This is a genomic window from Radiobacillus sp. PE A8.2 (assembly GCF_045635475.1).
Lineage (GTDB): Bacteria > Bacillota > Bacilli > Bacillales > Amphibacillaceae > JBJGXI01.
This window is the reverse complement of sequence record NZ_JBJGXI010000073.1, coordinates 1-16,714: the sequence shown is the minus strand read 5'-3', so window position 1 is coordinate 16,714 and position 16,714 is coordinate 1. Positions and strand designations below refer to the sequence as shown.

At 36.5% G+C, this 16,714-nt stretch carries 23 protein-coding genes and 1 pseudogene; 5 read left to right on the top strand and 19 right to left on the bottom strand.

Annotation, left to right across the window (positions count from 1 at the left end; translation table 11 throughout):
• Nucleotides 1-307: pseudogene (locus ACI6MV_RS23655) on the top strand (hypothetical protein); the annotation flags it as partial.
• A gap of 87 nt (nt 308-394) precedes the next feature.
• Here the strand turns inward: ACI6MV_RS23655 and ACI6MV_RS23650 are convergent.
• Nucleotides 395-634, bottom strand: coding sequence for a ferredoxin family protein (locus tag ACI6MV_RS23650; RefSeq protein ID WP_407272795.1), 240 nt, complete (start codon nt 632-634; stop codon nt 395-397).
• Between the two features lie 208 nt (nt 635-842).
• Between ACI6MV_RS23650 and ACI6MV_RS23645 the strand changes: the two genes are divergently transcribed.
• Nucleotides 843-2,033, top strand: a complete 1,191-nt coding sequence (locus tag ACI6MV_RS23645; RefSeq protein WP_407272794.1) for a M14 family metallopeptidase — start codon at nt 843-845, stop codon at nt 2,031-2,033.
• A gap of 97 nt (nt 2,034-2,130) precedes the next feature.
• Here ACI6MV_RS23645 and ACI6MV_RS23640 read toward each other — a convergent pair whose 3' ends face one another.
• The 8 genes from ACI6MV_RS23640 to tnpA form a co-directional block, all read right to left on the bottom strand.
• Nucleotides 2,131-2,679: a histidine phosphatase family protein gene (locus tag ACI6MV_RS23640; protein WP_407272793.1), complete on the bottom strand. Its 549-nt coding sequence runs from the start codon at nt 2,677-2,679 to the stop codon at nt 2,131-2,133.
• A 225-nt stretch (nt 2,680-2,904) separates the two neighbouring features.
• Nucleotides 2,905-3,108 carry a DUF6501 family protein gene (locus tag ACI6MV_RS23635; RefSeq protein ID WP_407272792.1) on the bottom strand — a complete coding sequence of 68 codons (204 nt, stop codon included), beginning with the start codon at nt 3,106-3,108 and terminating at the stop codon, nt 2,905-2,907.
• Nucleotides 3,109-3,181: 73 nt separating this feature from the next.
• Nucleotides 3,182-3,790, bottom strand: coding sequence for an alpha/beta hydrolase (locus ACI6MV_RS23630; protein WP_407272791.1), 609 nt, complete (start codon nt 3,788-3,790; stop codon nt 3,182-3,184).
• A 352-nt stretch (nt 3,791-4,142) separates the two neighbouring features.
• Nucleotides 4,143-5,105, bottom strand: coding sequence for a peptide-methionine (R)-S-oxide reductase MsrB (gene msrB, locus ACI6MV_RS23625; protein WP_407272790.1), 963 nt, complete (start codon nt 5,103-5,105; stop codon nt 4,143-4,145).
• A 77-nt stretch (nt 5,106-5,182) separates the two neighbouring features.
• Nucleotides 5,183-5,737, bottom strand: coding sequence for a VrrA/YqfQ family protein (vrrA, locus tag ACI6MV_RS23620; RefSeq protein WP_407272789.1), 555 nt, complete (start codon nt 5,735-5,737; stop codon nt 5,183-5,185).
• Between the two features lie 204 nt (nt 5,738-5,941).
• Complete coding sequence (locus ACI6MV_RS23615) at nt 5,942-6,190, bottom strand: DUF2584 family protein (protein WP_407272788.1); 249 nt, start codon at nt 6,188-6,190, stop codon at nt 5,942-5,944.
• A gap of 79 nt (nt 6,191-6,269) precedes the next feature.
• Nucleotides 6,270-6,641, bottom strand: coding sequence for a DUF5365 family protein (locus ACI6MV_RS23610; protein WP_407272787.1), 372 nt, complete (start codon nt 6,639-6,641; stop codon nt 6,270-6,272).
• A 246-nt stretch (nt 6,642-6,887) separates the two neighbouring features.
• The gene (tnpA, locus tag ACI6MV_RS23605) at nt 6,888-7,097 is read right to left on the bottom strand and encodes an IS200/IS605 family transposase (protein WP_407269748.1); all 210 of its coding nucleotides are present in this window, start codon (nt 7,095-7,097) and stop codon (nt 6,888-6,890) included.
• Between the two features lie 429 nt (nt 7,098-7,526).
• Between tnpA and ACI6MV_RS23600 the strand changes: the two genes are divergently transcribed.
• The gene (locus tag ACI6MV_RS23600) at nt 7,527-8,732 is read left to right on the top strand and encodes an RNA-guided endonuclease TnpB family protein (RefSeq protein ID WP_407272786.1); all 1,206 of its coding nucleotides are present in this window, start codon (nt 7,527-7,529) and stop codon (nt 8,730-8,732) included.
• Between the two features lie 59 nt (nt 8,733-8,791).
• Here ACI6MV_RS23600 and ACI6MV_RS23595 read toward each other — a convergent pair whose 3' ends face one another.
• Nucleotides 8,792-8,965, bottom strand: coding sequence for a WYL domain-containing protein (locus ACI6MV_RS23595; protein ID WP_407272785.1), 174 nt, complete (start codon nt 8,963-8,965; stop codon nt 8,792-8,794).
• Between the two features lie 98 nt (nt 8,966-9,063).
• Here ACI6MV_RS23595 and ACI6MV_RS23590 point away from each other — a divergent pair, with 98 nt between their 5' ends.
• Nucleotides 9,064-9,390 carry a YolD-like family protein gene (locus tag ACI6MV_RS23590; protein ID WP_407272784.1) on the top strand — a complete coding sequence of 109 codons (327 nt, stop codon included), beginning with the start codon at nt 9,064-9,066 and terminating at the stop codon, nt 9,388-9,390.
• Nucleotides 9,391-9,840: 450 nt separating this feature from the next.
• Here ACI6MV_RS23590 and ACI6MV_RS23585 read toward each other — a convergent pair whose 3' ends face one another.
• From ACI6MV_RS23585 to ACI6MV_RS23555, 7 genes are all read right to left on the bottom strand, one after another.
• Nucleotides 9,841-10,059 (bottom strand): YozE family protein, encoded by a 219-nt coding sequence (locus tag ACI6MV_RS23585; protein ID WP_407272783.1) that lies wholly within the window; start codon nt 10,057-10,059, stop codon nt 9,841-9,843.
• A gap of 14 nt (nt 10,060-10,073) precedes the next feature.
• A complete protein-coding gene (gene tatC, locus ACI6MV_RS23580) occupies nt 10,074-10,793 on the bottom strand; it encodes a twin-arginine translocase subunit TatC (RefSeq protein ID WP_407272797.1) in 720 nt (239 codons plus the stop codon).
• A 124-nt stretch (nt 10,794-10,917) separates the two neighbouring features.
• Nucleotides 10,918-11,100 carry a twin-arginine translocase TatA/TatE family subunit gene (locus tag ACI6MV_RS23575; RefSeq protein ID WP_407272782.1) on the bottom strand — a complete coding sequence of 61 codons (183 nt, stop codon included), beginning with the start codon at nt 11,098-11,100 and terminating at the stop codon, nt 10,918-10,920.
• Nucleotides 11,101-11,120: 20 nt separating this feature from the next.
• On the bottom strand, nt 11,121-11,327 hold the full coding sequence (gene tatA / locus ACI6MV_RS23570; RefSeq protein WP_407272796.1) for a twin-arginine translocase TatA/TatE family subunit: 207 nt from the start codon (nt 11,325-11,327) through the stop codon (nt 11,121-11,123).
• A 249-nt stretch (nt 11,328-11,576) separates the two neighbouring features.
• Nucleotides 11,577-12,065, bottom strand: coding sequence for a dihydrofolate reductase (locus ACI6MV_RS23565; protein ID WP_407272781.1), 489 nt, complete (start codon nt 12,063-12,065; stop codon nt 11,577-11,579).
• Between the two features lie 23 nt (nt 12,066-12,088).
• Complete coding sequence (locus tag ACI6MV_RS23560) at nt 12,089-13,045, bottom strand: thymidylate synthase (protein WP_407272780.1); 957 nt, start codon at nt 13,043-13,045, stop codon at nt 12,089-12,091.
• The gene (locus tag ACI6MV_RS23555; protein WP_407272779.1) at nt 13,018-13,815 is read right to left on the bottom strand and encodes an anthrax toxin lethal factor-related metalloendopeptidase; all 798 of its coding nucleotides are present in this window, start codon (nt 13,813-13,815) and stop codon (nt 13,018-13,020) included. Before ACI6MV_RS23555 ends, ACI6MV_RS23560 begins: the two co-directional genes overlap by 28 nt.
• Nucleotides 13,816-13,992: 177 nt before the next feature.
• Between ACI6MV_RS23555 and ACI6MV_RS23550 the strand changes: the two genes are divergently transcribed.
• Nucleotides 13,993-15,090: a C40 family peptidase gene (locus tag ACI6MV_RS23550; RefSeq protein ID WP_407272778.1), complete on the top strand. Its 1,098-nt coding sequence runs from the start codon at nt 13,993-13,995 to the stop codon at nt 15,088-15,090.
• Between the two features lie 47 nt (nt 15,091-15,137).
• Here the strand turns inward: ACI6MV_RS23550 and ACI6MV_RS23545 are convergent, their stop codons facing one another.
• Together ACI6MV_RS23545 and ACI6MV_RS23540 are read right to left on the bottom strand one after the other, a co-directional pair.
• A complete protein-coding gene (locus ACI6MV_RS23545; protein WP_407272777.1) occupies nt 15,138-15,743 on the bottom strand; it encodes an HD domain-containing protein in 606 nt (201 codons plus the stop codon).
• Nucleotides 15,744-15,754: 11 nt separating this feature from the next.
• A complete protein-coding gene (locus tag ACI6MV_RS23540) occupies nt 15,755-16,615 on the bottom strand; it encodes a DUF72 domain-containing protein (protein ID WP_407272776.1) in 861 nt (286 codons plus the stop codon).
• Nucleotides 16,616-16,714 lie beyond the last annotated feature (99 nt).

The following is a 16,714-nucleotide window of genomic DNA, read 5'->3' as shown; positions in this document are numbered from 1 at the left end:
AAAATATAAAATCTTAATAAATGGTGAAATTCCGGTTGAAATAATCGGAAACTTTTCGATACATGGTGAACTCGGACTTGTTCATATTCCTCCCACTCCTAGCTTCAGTTGGCAAGGCATTAAAATAAGTAGTCCTGAAGCATGGTACGTAGCCTATTCCCTATTAGAACGAAATGATAAGGCAAATCTAATTTTAAACTATCTATACAAAAACAAACCAAATAGAAATATGATATATAAATTGAAAGAGCAGCCACTACCACCATCGATTGATAAACAGTTATCGTTTTTGCTAACGCTCTATTGATTGAATTTTTTTATAAAAAGAAGCGATTATTCCTTGTGATAGAATAATCGCTTCTTTTCATGCTATAAATAGCTTGTACAACTATTTTTATTTTTCCTCAAAGAACTTGCGGTTCAATGCGATATATTCATTTTCATTATCTGGAACTTCGTCTTCCATGTAAATTGCTTCTACAGGGCAAACTGCCTCACAAGCTCCACAGTCAATGCAAATATCAGGATCAATATAAAACATGTCTTTTCCTTCTTCTATACAATCTACTGGACATACTTCAACGCATTCTCCAGCTTTCTCTACTTTACAAGGTGATGTAATAACAAAAGCCAAGTAAAACTCCTCCTTAAAAATCAACTAACTAGTAGTAAGTTAACTGCAAAAGTTCATCATGTAACATTATAGCTTATTTTATGCATAAATTAAACAGTAAAACCGCTATTTAACAGATTGTTTGCTTTCTTAGTTTCTCACTTATCCGAATTAAGCCTAGATCCTAAACATATGATGTATTGTCTAACGTATGATAGGAGGCAAATCTATGCAAGTAACCGTTCGTCAAGGTGATTCATTATGGTATTATAGCCAATTGTTCAAGCTAACATTACGTTTGTTACTTGATTCTAACCGCCAAATTAATCCAAACCAACTATATTCAGGGCAGACATTACAAATACCTGGTTTCGTAACGACAAGCTATACGATTGTGTCTGGGGACTCATTATGGTCTATTGCCCAGAGTAGAAACTTGTCTGTTGATGCTATTCAATTAGTTAATCCTAATGTTAATCCGACCACATTACAAGTAGGTCAACAGATCGTTATTCCCATTCGAGTAACATGGAGAGTAGTAAACGGCAAACAAGCGTATGATTTTGAAACAATGCAAGTAGATATCCAACAGTTAAGTACAATTTACCCATTTATTATTCAGTCGTCGATTGGCGATTCTGTGATGGGTAAACCAATAACAGAACTAAGAATCGGAAATGGCAGTAAACGCGTCCATATGAATAGTTCTTTCCATGCAAATGAATGGATTACAACTCCAATAATGATGCAGTTTTTAAATGATTTTTTATTGGCACTTACGAATAATGGCAGTATGGAAGGGGTAGATTTGGAACAAATTTATCAAAACGTCTTGCTATCTTCAGTTCCTATGGTTAATCCGGATGGAGTTAATCTTGTTCTTCATGGTCCGCCACAACAAGAACCATATCGAAGCAATGTAATTGAAATGAACAATGGAGATCTAGATTTTTCAAATTGGAAAGCAAATATTAGAGGCGTAGATTTAAATAATCAATTCCCGGCAAAATGGGAAATTGAAAGACAAAGAAAAGCGCAAGAACCTGGACCAAGGGATTTTGCTGGTCCTGCTCCACTTTCTGAACCAGAGGCTGCTGCAATGGCGAATCTAACAAGACAACGAGACTTCAGTAGAGTTAATGCATTTCATACGCAAGGACGAGTTATTTATTGGGGATTTGAAAATCAACAGCCTCCTCAAGCGGAAGCTATTGTTAATGAATATGCAAATGTTAGTGGTTATCAACCGGTCCGGACAGTCGACAGTTATGCTGGTTATAAAGACTGGTTTATCCAAGAATATAATCGGCCCGGTTACACAATCGAACTAGGAAAAGGAACAAATCCTTTACCATTAAGTCAATATAACCAAATTTACCGGGCAGCACGTGGTATTATGCTTGCCAATTTATATCTCTAATTTAAAGGCGTGCCACAATATGTGCACGCCTTCATTAAATTTCTATATAAATTAGTGGAAAAATCTCAGTAAACCCTTAATTAAAGTAGTGCTTTAGTTATTCCCATAAATGATTTACGGTGCAATTTTCTCCAGCAATTTCTATAACAAAGAGATCCGGATTAGACAATTGCATCCAATCTTTGAAACCAACATCGTCCCCAAACTGCTTTAGCATAATTGCTAGTAGATTACCATGCGTGACAATCGCAATCGTTTCGTTATTCGTGTCGCTTATTGCTTCCTGTACCACTTCATTTGCTCTTTCGAATGCATCGTTCGATGATTCGCCACCAGGAAGCCGGAAATCAAGATTATCAAACGATTCCTCGAGTACCTCTAGCCAATCATCAATTGGTAGTTCACTTAACATTCGTTCTTGTAAACGATGATCAATCTCGATCGTAATATCATTTTTTTCGGCATAAGGCTTTATGCTTTCTATTGCCCGAAGATATGGACTGGAAATGATTCTGTTAATGGATAATGCGTGTTCATCGATATACTTTGCCAATTGCTGTGCTTGTGTCACACCATCCTTTGTTAAGGGAGAATCTTTGTGTTGACCTTCAGCATTGCAATGACGGATCATGACTAGTCGTTTCATCCAAACCATCTCCTCCATAAGACTTATTCATAGTATCTAGTAAATTCCAATTAAATACAAGAGCAACAAGCAATTTAATCTATTAAATTTGTAAAAAAGCACCTTACTATAGTTGCCTATTAATTGAAAATTTATTCGAATATACATATAAAAATAACCATAACAAAAAATAACCATCGCTTTGTGAGCAAAGGTTAGTTTTTGTTTGTTAGAAAACAGATGCAATTATACCTCTTTGAAATAGTCTTTCAAAAATCCTCCGATGCGTTCTGTGTTGTCAATGATGAAATAAAATTCGTCCGTTTCATTTTTAACATCATAGATTTTACCTGGTGTTAATGTCGTATCAACGACGAATTTTTTTGCATTGGCATGGACACATTCGATTTGCTTGATCGTCTCATTTTGTTCCCAATTTTTATGTATCATATATAACTCCTTCCTACATTACAAATTTCGTAAAATTAAGTAACATAACAAGGCCTCTCATGGCCTCGCTATGTTATTTTATAGTTGTATTATACCATTTTTTCGCAGCTAACACTTCAGATTCCGACAGCTGATGCCCATGACTTTCCCACTGTATTGTGACGTCTGCATTTGCTTTTCTTAATAATTGATCTAAATCATTTGTTTCTTGCTGAGGAATTAAAGGATCATTTGTACCCGCACCAATAAAAATTTGTTTGCCTGACAGGTTAGGTAGATCAATATTCCTTCTCGGAACCATTGGATGAAGTAAAATAGCAGACTGAAGCGCGTTTTCATAATGGAAAAATAGACTTCCAGCAATATTGGCTCCATTAGAATAACCGACCGCAACGATTTGCTTTCGGTCGAATCCATACTTTTCAGCAGCTTCATCTAAAAATTCATCAAGCTCCTTAGTACGTTCCACTAAATCTTCTTCATCGAATACACCTTCTCGTAATCTTTTGAAAAATCGTGGCATACCGTTTTCAGATACACTTCCTCGGACACCCAATACAGAAGCTGTTGGGTCAATCATTTGTGCAATTGGCAATAAATCTTTTTCCGATCCACCTGTTCCATGTAAAAGCAAAAGAACAGGCGCATCCACATCAGAACCTTGTTCAAAAATATGAATCATTTCGCGTCACCTCTTGGATTTTTATCGGGTTTACATAATTAAATTACTGACAACTTATTGTATAGTTAAAGTCTCGAATTCAAAATAATCGTATCGTAATTTATAACGTACGTCAAAGAATTAATTTGTACTCTCTTAATGAACAATAGCGAAGGGCGCCGATTAGCGACGTACGGACTGGACTGAACCGGTGTTGACCTATCGTGTCATGTGGTGAGGGAAGTCTTGCTAGTCGCTGGCGCTCGGAGCTGGCCGTGGCTAATGCTTAATGTTATCACATTTAGTATGTTTTATAATTTCCTAAGTAAAAAAACCCTTACCTCATGGTAAGGGTTGAAAACCTATACAAATATTACTCAAATAGATAGGTTAAATAACCGTATCCCTCTTCTTCCATCTCATCCTTTGATACAAATCGTAAAGCAGCAGAGTTGATACAATATCGCAAGCCTCCGCGGTCTCTCGGTCCGTCCTCAAACACATGGCCTAAGTGGGAATCTGCTTCCTTGCTGCGTACTTCTGTTCGGATCATCCCATGTGTTGTATCAGTATGCTCATCAACCGATTTTTTATCAATAGGCTTTGTAAAGCTTGGCCAACCACAGCCTGCATCATATTTATCCGTTGACGAAAATAATGGCTCACCAGTAACAATATTCACGTAAATACCATCTTCTTCATGATCATAATATTCATTTCGAAATGGTGGCTCTGTCCCATTTTCCTGTGTTACGTGGTATTGCATTGGGTTTAATATTTTTTTTAACTCTGTTTTATCCATGTTTTTTTTCCAATTTTGTTCGATAAAATCTTGTCTTCCGGACCCTTTTTTATACAACCTATAATGAAATGATTGCTTTTTATAATAATCCTGATGCTTTTCCTCCGCTAGATAAAAGGTACTAGCAGGAAGGATCATCGTTGCAATTGGTTTTTGAAACTTACCACTTTCTTTTAACGCTTGTTTCGATTTCTCTGCAAGTTCCTTTTGTGTTTCATTGTGATAAAAAATCGCTGTTTTGTACGACTCTCCCCTATCGTTAAACTGGCCACCTGGGTCAGTTGGATCAATTTGCTGCCAAAACGTTTCTAATAAACGTTCGTACGAGAAAATAGCTGGATCGTAAGTAATTTGTACAGCTTCTACGTGGCCAGTCGTATTCGAACAAACCTCTTCATATGTTGGGTTCTCTGTTGTTCCACCTGTATATCCTGAAACTATTTGGTGGATGCCTGGGCGTTCATCGAATGGTTCGACCATACACCAAAAACACCCACCAGCAAAGGTTGCTTTTTCAAGAGCAGTATTAGCCACAAATAATTCCTCCTAGCATCAATTGTTAAGGCTAGTGTATGTCTAATTGCACGTTTCTTGCAACAAATCTGCTTTATCTATATAAATAATTTTGGTGTTGATTCCCCGTTAGATAAACTTTTTTTCGCAACTTTTTTTTGAGGTTTTGCTTTTGCTGCTTTTTTCTCATACGCTTCGATTTTGTTTAAATTCTCTTTTTTAACTTTTACTTTTTGCTTTTCAACCTCTTCTGATTCAATTTCTTCGTCTGTATCATCTTCAGCATTCACTTCATTAAACGCTTTGAGCATTTGAATCATGTTTGGTAAATTTTTCACCATTGGTCCGTATTGTTGTACAATTGGTGCTGCTGATTGAGCCATTTGCAACATTTTTTGTGCATTTCCAAGCCAACCAGTTATGCCAATGCCACCGCCTGTAGTTCCTTGACTCAGTGCACCCGCCGCTGATTGGGCAGCACCGCCTCCGGTGAATTTTGCCAGCAACCCTTTTAGCCCTCCTTGGGCAGCGGTTTGCCCAACCGGAAAAGCACCTGGATTACCAACACCAGGTCCAAACGAAAATGGACCGCGAAAAGCACCCGGATTAGGCATTTGGCCGAACGGTAATGGTCCCCTCGGTGGTGTAAACATTCGTATCCCCCTCTTCTACATATGTTGTTAGTTTATTGTACGTAAAAGATTCAGATAGGTGTAGGCCTTGAACTAAAAAGTTATACACAAAAACATGAGAACTATTATTCTCATGTCGTTACGTTTTATTATAAGTCTTGTCTATTTCCCGGGCAAGCGCATAAATCTACGTTTTCTCTCCATACACGATTCAATTTAATGTCGTTAATTGACATTAAATAAGGAAATCAGTTGAAACTTACAATGTGTGCAGTTGTTTTTCCATGCTAACTCGACAATTTTACCGTTTCCAATTTGTTGTGAATCTTGATGTCTTTTTATTTCGATGACTTGATTTATTGGAAATAATCGATAATAATCTAATTGGATTTCAAACATATTCACTTCATTTGCTAGTCGCATTTCTTTTCCATTCGTCACAAGTACCCATTCAACCATTATAGGCATTGCCATCGATAAGCGCCTCCCATTTCTTAGCGTGAGATCTTAATACTCTTATCGTACGCTAGCAAGCAACATTTTTAGAAGCTACCTAATGAATTTTTTGGTTAGGCTCTGCCACTATTGTATGTTGAAAGTCGAGAAGCTGAAAAGGAAAATCAATATGATAGTTATTTAAAATTGCTGTACTTTTTTTAAACACAGAGTTATACGACTCCAGTTCTTCCTCAGTTTGCGCAATCGTTTCTAATATCGTTGATATCGTTTGAATAGCTGCAGTTACTTCCATTATTTCATGTAATGATAATTCAGAGAGATTCGGAACCCTCATTAACTCAAAATCTTTCAACTCACTTATGTAAGTCGTAGTAAAAAAGCAAGGAAAAATACGACTGTACAGGTTTTCAATTAATTCTTTTACATAGGCTTGTTGGTCCGGAGTAGATGCCGTGATGACCTTCATGACTTTACCTCCTAATTGTAGATCGTAAATTGATAGAAAAATAGCTGTCATTCTTTCTATAACTATATCATGGATTAATACTGTTCATTAAGGCACAATTATTGGCAATGTATCCATTCTAGCTTTCATGAATCACTTCGTTAAATCAGATTATAAGCAAATATTTGATTCATATTGAACCAAAATGTTAGCGCCGCATTCCCCTTCAAAATCTACCGATTTAGTGGGGGTTAGGCGCTAAGGTCTTTATTCTCCTTGATTTTCGATATATTTTTTTATTACATCAATAGTTGCTCCACCAGTAGTTAAGATCATATAGCTTCTACTCCAGAAATAAGGTTTCCAATAATAATTCGATAGTTCTTCTTGGAAATCTTTCCTTATATAACGAGATGTCACAGTTTTATAACTATTAATGGTGTTTGCTAGATTGATTTGAGGTGGGGCATCAAACAAAATATGTATAAGCTCCTCCTTGCCATTCAATTCTATAAGTTCGCAATCTCATTTTTCAAATAGTGATAGAGTAATCTCTCTTAGCCTTTTCAACATGACCTCAGAAATACACTTATGTCTATATTTTGTTCACAACAATTAAATGATATGTGAGTTTGTAAAGAATGCCTATTCTTGTTAAAAGGTGTCATTGATTTACTCCTTTTCTGTTTACAACTAAATAACTACATGATATAGTTTATTGTAGAACACACGTTCTGTAAAGAGGGGTGTAATAATGAAAATAGCAAGAACGTTAAGTCATAAAATCACCAATCATTCACATATTTTTGATAACACTTTAGCTATTTATAATTGTGCACTATCCTTTGTCATTAATGTGATAGAAAAAAATTTAGTAACCTCAATGAATTTACCTCAAAGGATATCGTGCCTGCAGTAGAGCGACTTATACATAGAACCACATTAAATCCTTCTCCAAAATATAAAGATTTTGATCAACGCTTTTATAAATTTCCTTCTTACTTTAGAAGAAGTGCCATTGCAAGTGCTTTTGGTAAAATCAAAAGCTTTCGCTCTAACTATCGTAACTGGTTAGAAGAAAAAGAAATTGCTCTTGCCGAAGGTAAGAAGTTCAAGAAAAATTCCCCAACATTACAAATAGAACATAAAGAATTCCCAGTTTTTTATCGAGGAAACATGTTTGAGCGCACTTCTGATACAAGTGCTCAAATAAAAATATTCCATAAGAATGATTGGGTGTGGGTGGATATCGAATTCAAAGAACAAGACCTATATAAACGAGGGGTTTGGGATTGGAAAGAGTGTAATCCAAAGCTTGTAAGAAGAGGAAAGAAATACTTTCTCAACTTTACCTATACATCGAAAGTAGAACTGTCAAAAAACAAAATCAAAGACCAAATTATTTGTGCTGTTGACTTAAATATTAATAAATCTGCGGTTTGTTCGATCATGGATGCAAGTGGCACTGTCTTGGCTCGTAAGTTTTTCAACCAGCCAATGGAAAAAGACCAACTGTATACCATGACGAATAAACTTCGCAAGGCTCAGCGTGTTTCTAGTTGGGTGGCAGCACCAAATTTTTGGAGAAGAATAAATGGTTTGCAAAAACAGATTATTCACCACACTTCTTCTGAGATCGCAAAATTTGCGAATGCTTACCATTGCGACGTCATTGTATTTGAGTACCTTGATCAAATGAAAGTTCCCAGAAATCATTATGGTGCAAAGAAACTTCGTTTTAAATTGCGTTATTGGAGAAAGAAAGCTATTCAAAATAAAGTCGAAGAGATGGGACATTATCATGGTATACGAATTTCAAGAATAAATGCTCGTAATACAAGCGCATTAGCATTTGATGGTTCAGGAAAAGTAGAACGTAATACAAAAAGAGACCTTGCCACATTCACATCAGGCAAAGTATATAACGCAGATCTTTCAGCGACGTATAACATTGGAGCACGATATTTCATTCGCGGATTCCAAAAATCCATTTCTGAAAAGAAATGGTTGGCTCTTCAGGCAAAAGTTCCTGAGTTGTCAAAAAGAACACAACAGACTTTGTCTTCGTTAATTAGTCTTAATCAAGCAATGAATTCACCGAAGGTGGCTTAACAAAGCTTATTTTGTACTGTATTCAAGATAAGGGATGCTCCATCAAATTGCGATAGCAATTAGTTGGAGAGGTTCACACTACGATTTGCTTTGCGCAAATAACAAAAGGCGTAAAGCTGCGTATTTGAATAGCCAATAATTTTCACTTTTCTTTTCGTCCATTGTCCCCCTGAATATACATAAATAATTTCGACGGTCCGGTATTGGTAACGTTTTACTTGTTCCGCAGTCACATTTATCTCCTCCTTATATCATTATATCAGAACAAACGTTCGAATATACATTGATTTACGAACTAATGTTTGGTTATAATAAAAAAGAGGTGATAATTATGGTAAATGATAGGGGCAATATAAAATGGACATCATTAATGCTACCAGAGCACGTCGAGATGTTAAAAAATTTATGGAAAGAAGATCAATATAGCTTGCCTCCACAGCTCGATGAACAAGAATTAGAACGGATCAATTATCTGATTCAGATGTCTATACAGCAGAAACTCGCAGTTGAATTAATTACATTTCAAAATCGTGAAAACCACAAATATCAAGGAATGATTACTAGTATGAATACACAACAACAAACATTAAGGCTTGTACAGATTGAATCAACATTAACTATCCCTTTAAAGCAAATCGTTGATATTCAATTAACATAAAGGTTGTCTTCTAAACGTTTGTTGTTATACGCAAAATAGCTAATATGCGTCGTAACTTGGAGAGTGGTTAACCCGCTCCGGAAATCCACTTCGCTTTCCGCGGGGGGCTAGTGAGCCTCCTCGCGCTTTCGCGCTGTGGGGTCTCACTTAGGCCACTATTCCCGCAGGAGTCGAAGTGGATTTCCTCCGCTGCTAATGGGATTTCTCTTTGCGTCGGGTGATTGGAGCTCCGGGCAGTCGACTCCTGCGGGACAGCGCGAGCTGAAGATCCACTCAGAAGCGCATTTTGCTTCTGAGTTAGCTGAAGCCGTGCCCGCGGAAAGCGACTGCCCGGAGCGGAAATCACGAGTACTACGACGGAGTTTACTTCAATTATGAAGTTTTAAAAGCAACAAACTTTAAATAAAGAGCCAAAATAAATGACCCTGGCTACTGCCAGGGTCATAACTGTTACACTTCATTTGTTTGATATTCATCCCAAAGCCGATCAAACACTTGGGAGGCTTCTGTAAATGGAATATTCCATTCCAAATAACTACTAATTTCATTGTAGGATGTTGATTGTTTTGGGAAATCGTGGTCACTAAACATCCAATCAGCTAACCGGCTTTCTAAAGTCGGTTTTTTCATACCACGGTAACGCATCATATAATGGTAAAAAGATCGCACTTGCTTCACCTCGCTTAAGAATTTCGCATAAACGCATCATGCTTTTGCTGCTTTCTTCGGAAGACGATGCTCGATAGAACAATGCTTATTTCATACAAAACAATTAAAGGCAGCGCTACGACCAATTGTAGAATAAAATCAGGTGGTGAAATCATCGTTCCAACGACAATTAATACAAAATAGGCGTATTTTCTCGTCTTACGCATAAACGCAGGTGTTAATATCCCAAGACTTGTTAAAAACATCGAGAGAATAGGAATTTCGAATAGTACTGCAAAAGGTAATGTTATACGCAGCAAAAAACCGAAATATTTATCAACGGTAAACATTTCATTAAACATACCATCATTTAAAGATAATAAAAACGGTAAAATTAAATACACAAATACATAATAACCAAAGGCTAGTCCACCTATAAACAAAAGAAAAATAATCGGTATGTAACTTAAGGAAACCCTCCGCTCCTTAGGTGTTAAACCTGGACGGACAAACAACCATGCCTGCAGACTTAAAAATGGAATAGTCCCAACTGCTGCAACTAAAAATGCCATTGTAAAATAAATCCAAACAATATCACCAACACTAGTTACCGTCAGTGTAAAATCGAAGTCATCAGCAAAAAATCCATAAATCCTTTTATAAAATACAATACCAACAATAAAGAATACGATAAATACGACTGCTGTCCAGATTAGTCGTCTTCTTAATTCGGTTAAATGCCCGACTACATTCATTTCTTTTTCATTTTCATACGCAGATTTGTTTTCATTGGACAACTCAACGACCCCCGATATCGATAAACGCTTGCAGAAAAGAAGATGTAAGGTTACGTACCCTTACACCTTCATCTATCATAGGCTATTTTTTTTCATTTATTTTGTTAGACTCATCATCGGAAACAATATCCTTTGTAGCTTTTTTAAACTCGCGCAAAGAGCTTCCAACAGCTTTACCAATTTCAGGTAGCTTAGATGGTCCAAACACAATTAATGCAGTGAGTACAATTAGAATTAACCCAGGGAATCCTATGCTACTTAACACGACACATCACTCCGATGCAATTATTTATTTATTTTATCTGCATTACTATCTGATTCTAATTTGCTCGTTTGATCATCTTCTTGGGATAGCTCTCGCGTAGATTTTTTAAACTCGCGTAACGTATCACCCGTTGCTTTACCAATCTCAGGTAGCTTTTTTGGACCAAACACGATAAGTGCAATGATTACTATAAGAATCAATCCAGGAATACCAATCGTAGATAACAAATTTAACACCCTCTAACCTTCATATTGTTATTAAATTAAGTATAAACGTCATATATCATTATGTTAAGCCAAACGTTGGATTCATTATACTAGTTATTAGCAAATGCGTCCATCTTAACCTAAAAATAGATGAAGTAACTGAGTCAATTTTATAATTACCTTATACAGCTAGCTAAAAATTAGTATTATGAAATTGACTAAACTAGAAAAATAGCAGGAAAAAAATCACACGAAAGCGCTCATGTGATTTTATACCCGGTCATACGTAATAAAGTAATAGTCATATGGGTTCGTTTCGTCCTTAACCCCTTTTTCATTCTTCGTTTGTTTCCATTCACTTTCATCAAACTGTGGAAAATATGTGTCGCCTGGAAATGCCTCGTCAATCTGAGTCATATACATACGATCAGCGTAAGGAAGAATTTGTTCAAAGATATGCCCTCCACCAATGACAAAATACTCCTCACTTGGATTTTGTTCACTCCACTTTACTATTTCATCTAATGAATGAACAATTTGGCAATCGTCACATGCAAAAAAATCATCTCTAGTAAGCACAATATTGTCACGATTTGGGAGTGGTCCATTCATCGATTCAAATGTCTTTCGTCCCATTATAATTTTGTTAGATGTAGTTAAATCTTTAAAAAACTTTAAATCGTTCGGTAGTCTCCACGGCAATCCATTTTGATAACCGATGACTCGGTTACGATCCATTGCAAATAACAAAGAAATCATTGTATTCCTCCTAGTTTTTATCGCTAAACGGCAACAGGTGCTTTAATCGCTGGATGCGGATTATAATCGACTATTTCCAAATCTTCCATTTCCACATCAAAAACAGATGAAACTTGCGGATTAATTTTTAATGTTGGAAGATTCCTTAGTTCTCGATCTAGCTGTGTTTGAATTTGTTCCATATGGTTAGAATAAATATGTGCATCACCTAACGTGTGAATAAACTCGCCAACCTCAAGATTGCATTCTTGTGCAATTAGATGCGTTAAAAGAGCATAACTAGCGATATTAAAAGGCACACCTAAAAAGATATCGCCGCTTCGCTGATACAATTGACAAGACAACTTACCATCGGCAACATAAAATTGAAACATTGTGTGACATGGTGGAAGCGCCATATGCGGTACGTCTTCAGGATTCCACGCAGATACAATGTGCCTGCGTGATGAAGGATTAGTTTTAATATCAGCAATCACCTGTTTAAGCTGGTCAATTGTTTCACCGCTAGCAGTTGTCCACGCTCGCCACTGTCTTCCATAAACAGCACCTAAATCACCGTACATACGTGCAAACTGATCATTATGAATAATCATGTACTTAAACTTGTCCATTTCACGCTCATATAATGCACGAAATTGTTCATCCTGTTGACTTCTTATCCCAAAGTCCGTCATATCAGGACCTTGATATGCCTCGCTTTGCGTCCAATTTTTAAAAGCCCATTCATTCCAAATATTGTTGTTATGCTGCAACAGATACCGAATATTCGTATCTCCTTTGATGAACCATAACAATTCACTTGCAATTAACCGAAAAGGAACGCGTTTAGTCGTTAACAACGGAAAGCCTTGTTTCAAATCAAAGCGCATCTGATGCCCAAACATAGATATTGTCCCCGTATTTGTCCGATCTTCTTTTTTGTACCCCTCTTTGAGCACTAGACGGCATAAATCTAAATAGGCTTGTTCCCCTGTAACCATATTGATCTCCCTTTCCAATCCATTGAATAAAAATTATTTTCTATTTTTTGACGTTTTAATAGTTTTAAACTATTAAAAAATTGATACGTTTTTGGTGCTTTTTCCATCATCTCTTGATTTGATTGATTCGTAAAGTAATAGTATGCAAACATCTCTGAGAAATACTCGGATGGATAATCTATAAAATATGCTTTTCCATCAAACATATTGTTCACTTCCGTATTCCACATTTCCTGTATAGCTAATGCATAATTAGGTGAAGTCATTAACAATTTATAAACGGTATGCCCAATCTCGTGTAATTCTAGATTAATAGAACCGTGCCCACTTCCTGGCATACTCGCACCAATCTTTGCCGATATCAGCCATCCCCCACCAGACCCCGGAACATCAGCCCATGTTACATCACTTTTCCAACCTCTCGGCTTGTCCCATCTTAAATAATACAATAATGGTTCATCCGTAAGTTTACCTTCAAAGAGTCGAACTTTCACTTTTTGGTTTACTAATAATTGTAAAATCGGTCGATCGATTCGATTAATTCGTTCCACCATCTTAATTAGTTCTGTTCTATTTGTCAGTTGATCAGGCATAACAATTAATTGAGCTAATAAATCCGAGTTATTCAGGTTCTGTAAATGACCCAAATCTTCTTGACCCAATGCTCTTTGAAGCATAATTCCATTTAAAGGCTTTGTAATCTGTATGTGCGGGAGTATAAAAAAGATAAATACAATAACCAAAACTAATAATCGTTTGCCTATAATCATCATTATGCACGCAAAAGGTATGATTTCTTCCATGCTCTATATAGTTTGTTACAAAGTGGTATTACAATTTTAACATATTTTTTGTTACAAAAACATTTCGTTTATTAATTAAAATCATATTCTAGTCACCTCAACATAAAAGTAATAAGAGCAAAACATAAGAAAGGGGATTTTTGCATGCTTACGAATGGAAACGTGCAACAGGTAGTCAAACATTCCATGGCGTATGGTTTTGTATTAAGTCAACCGTTCGCCTACTATGTGGATGCATACCCTATTATTCAAAACGAAGTATTAACAGAAGCAAAGACTCTATACTATGGTCAGCACAATGAGGCGGTTCGTGTGCTTCAGCATAAATTGAACCAACTATCGTACTACGACAAAGAGGCCGATGGAGAATTTGGTGTATTAACGGAGTATGCATTAAAGAAGTTTCAAAAGGACAATAATTTGTCCACTACTGGTCGTGGAGACATGCAGACAATTGATACACTTGTAAGGATTGAGCGACAAAAGTATATGGAACCTTTAAAATCAATTTCCACAACCTACCATCCTGGTGACACGGGTGAGGATATCAAAACGATTCAAAATGCTTTGTATTATTTCGGTTATTATTCAGACAAGATTGACGGTATTTACGGACCGAATACAGACAAAGCATTAAAGGCGTTCCATTTGGATCATGGAATAGAAGTGAAAGAACAAGTAAGTGAGAAAACAATTAATGCCATCTATGAAGCAGAAGCACCTGAGGAACCTGAAGAATCGGAATCGCCTGAGGTTACAGAAGAAACACCTGAATCAACGGAGCAACAAGAAGAAAATTCGGGTGAAACGGAAACACCAGCTCCAGAAAACAATGCTCCAAAGCAAGTTAAGAAAGATGATACAAAGCAAAGCATTGATACGAGTGCTTTAATTAGCACAGCCAAGCAATATATTGGTACGCCTTATGTTTGGGGTGGAGCAGCTCCAGGAGGATTTGATTGCAGCGGTCTTATCCAATATGTATTTGAACAATTAGGATACAACATGCCGAGAACTGTGACTGATTTTTGGAACCAAACAGCTCCTGTAGAAAAGTTATCTGTTGGTGATTTAGTCTTTTTTGAAACATATAAAGCCGGACCCTCACACATGGGAATTTATATTGGGAACGGCCAGTTTATCAATGCCAACTCTGGTCACGGAGTTAGAGTTGATGATATGAACATAGATTACTGGAAACAACGATATCTAGGTGCAAAACGTGTTGTTATCCAAAATTAATCGAACCTAAATAGACCCTAGTAAATGCTAGGGTCTATTCCAACAGATCAACAATCCCATTCTTTATAAAATTGTTGAAGAAATTCTAACATAAAGCGATGTCGTTCTTCTGCTAGCCTCTTGGCACTATCGGTATTCATTAAATCTTTCAACAATAGCAACTTATCATAAAAGTGCTGAATTGTTGCTGTTGCTTGTTCCTGCTTTTCCTCTGTGTGAATTAATCGATTGTTAAATCCACCATAAGCAAATGTACGTGCCACCCCTATTGCTCCGATCGCATCCAATCGATCTGCATCCTGCACAAGTTTACCTTCAAGTGTTACTGGTTTCACATGCCCTTTACTAAAGGAAACATCATCAATTGCCAATAAGATCTGCGCTATTACCTCCTGACCTACACCCCAACTCGTTAACTTGTTTATCATATCCTGCTTAGCAGCGTTTGGATCATCAAATAATTTCCTATCCCCCACATCGTGTAACCATCCAGCCGCTTCTGATATAAATATATCTGCATTTTCTTCTATTGCTATTTTCCTTGCTACAGTTGCTACACGCTTCATATGATAATAATCGTGTCCTGTTGCATCCTTGCTGAAAAGCGTTGCCACATAGTCTTCTATTTTGCTTATTATGATTCGTTCATCCATCTACATCACTCCTACAGATCAAATAAGTCCATTTGTTGTGGATGTAATCCTTTATACTGAATTTCTAATAAACGTATTAATGTTAAAGCATTATTAGCTGCATGACCGCCGGAATTATTATTAAACAAAATAGTAATCTGTTTTGTTTGTTTTTCCAGTTTTCGCAAATTTTGAACCCATTCCTCTAATTCCTGTAAATTATAATCATATAGAAAACGAACTTCACGCCAATTCTCTTGTCCATTTCGATTCCATCCATGCACATTGCGACCGTGAAATCTAATCAATGTTTGATTAGCATCCGTAGCCTCTAATACCATAGGTACAGATCCTTCCCCTGCTTGTGGTTCATCACAAATGGAATGAATCCAACCTTCTTGCTTTAAAAAATCTAGTGTTTTTTTACGGTGCTCTGGTGTAAACCATGATTGATTTCTAAATTCAATCGCAAGCGGTAAATCAGGGAACCATTCTTTAATTTTACGCAACTTTTGAATATTTGCCTTGTTAACATCAAACCATGGTGGAAATTGAAATAAGATTGCAGTTAACTTTTTAGCCTCCAAAACAGGTTGAATGGAAGACCGATATAACTGGAATAGTTGTTTTGCTTCTTCATTTGTATATTTTTTTCGATCATGCCCCGTCATAGACTGGTTTGCGTTTATAACGAAAGAAAAATTATCTGGTGTATCTCTTACCCACTTTTGATAATTTTTCTCTAGTGGTATGGCATAAAAAGAAGTATCTATTTCAACGACAGGAAAGTATGAACTATATGTAACAAGCTTATTACGTGCACGAGTTGGATCAGTATACAGAGTTGGGTGATCACTCCAGCCAGTTAATCCAATATTAATCGTCACAACCATCCCTCCCCATCACCATTATACTTTTCATCATAAAATAATCATATTAAAAATACAAAGATAAATAATTGACTATTCAGATACCTTGACTGAATATATATA

What these genes read in the sequence shown, in the direction of transcription:
- ACI6MV_RS23645 (WP_407272794.1), top strand. Translation starts at nt 843, where the DNA reads ATGCAAGTAACCGTTCGTCAAGGTGATTCATTATGGTATTATAGCCAA.
- ACI6MV_RS23640 (WP_407272793.1), bottom strand. Translation starts at nt 2,679, where the DNA reads ATGAAACGACTAGTCATGATCCGTCATTGCAATGCTGAAGGTCAACAC.
- ACI6MV_RS23635 (WP_407272792.1), bottom strand. Translation starts at nt 3,108, where the DNA reads ATGATACATAAAAATTGGGAACAAAATGAGACGATCAAGCAAATCGAA.
- ACI6MV_RS23630 (WP_407272791.1), bottom strand. Translation starts at nt 3,790, where the DNA reads ATGATTCATATTTTTGAACAAGGTTCTGATGTGGATGCGCCTGTTCTT.
- vrrA (WP_407272789.1), bottom strand. Translation starts at nt 5,737, where the DNA reads ATGTTTACACCACCGAGGGGACCATTACCGTTCGGCCAAATGCCTAAT.
- ACI6MV_RS23615 (WP_407272788.1), bottom strand. Translation starts at nt 6,190, where the DNA reads ATGGCAATGCCTATAATGGTTGAATGGGTACTTGTGACGAATGGAAAA.
- ACI6MV_RS23610 (WP_407272787.1), bottom strand. Translation starts at nt 6,641, where the DNA reads ATGAAGGTCATCACGGCATCTACTCCGGACCAACAAGCCTATGTAAAA.
- ACI6MV_RS23590 (WP_407272784.1), top strand. Translation starts at nt 9,064, where the DNA reads ATGGTAAATGATAGGGGCAATATAAAATGGACATCATTAATGCTACCA.
- tatC (WP_407272797.1), bottom strand. Translation starts at nt 10,793, where the DNA reads ATGAATGTAGTCGGGCATTTAACCGAATTAAGAAGACGACTAATCTGG.
- ACI6MV_RS23565 (WP_407272781.1), bottom strand. Translation starts at nt 12,065, where the DNA reads ATGATTTCTTTGTTATTTGCAATGGATCGTAACCGAGTCATCGGTTAT.
- ACI6MV_RS23560 (WP_407272780.1), bottom strand. Translation starts at nt 13,045, where the DNA reads ATGGTTACAGGGGAACAAGCCTATTTAGATTTATGCCGTCTAGTGCTC.
- ACI6MV_RS23555 (WP_407272779.1), bottom strand. Translation starts at nt 13,815, where the DNA reads ATGATTATAGGCAAACGATTATTAGTTTTGGTTATTGTATTTATCTTT.
- ACI6MV_RS23550 (WP_407272778.1), top strand. Translation starts at nt 13,993, where the DNA reads ATGCTTACGAATGGAAACGTGCAACAGGTAGTCAAACATTCCATGGCG.
- ACI6MV_RS23545 (WP_407272777.1), bottom strand. Translation starts at nt 15,743, where the DNA reads ATGGATGAACGAATCATAATAAGCAAAATAGAAGACTATGTGGCAACG.
- ACI6MV_RS23540 (WP_407272776.1), bottom strand. Translation starts at nt 16,615, where the DNA reads ATGGTTGTGACGATTAATATTGGATTAACTGGCTGGAGTGATCACCCA.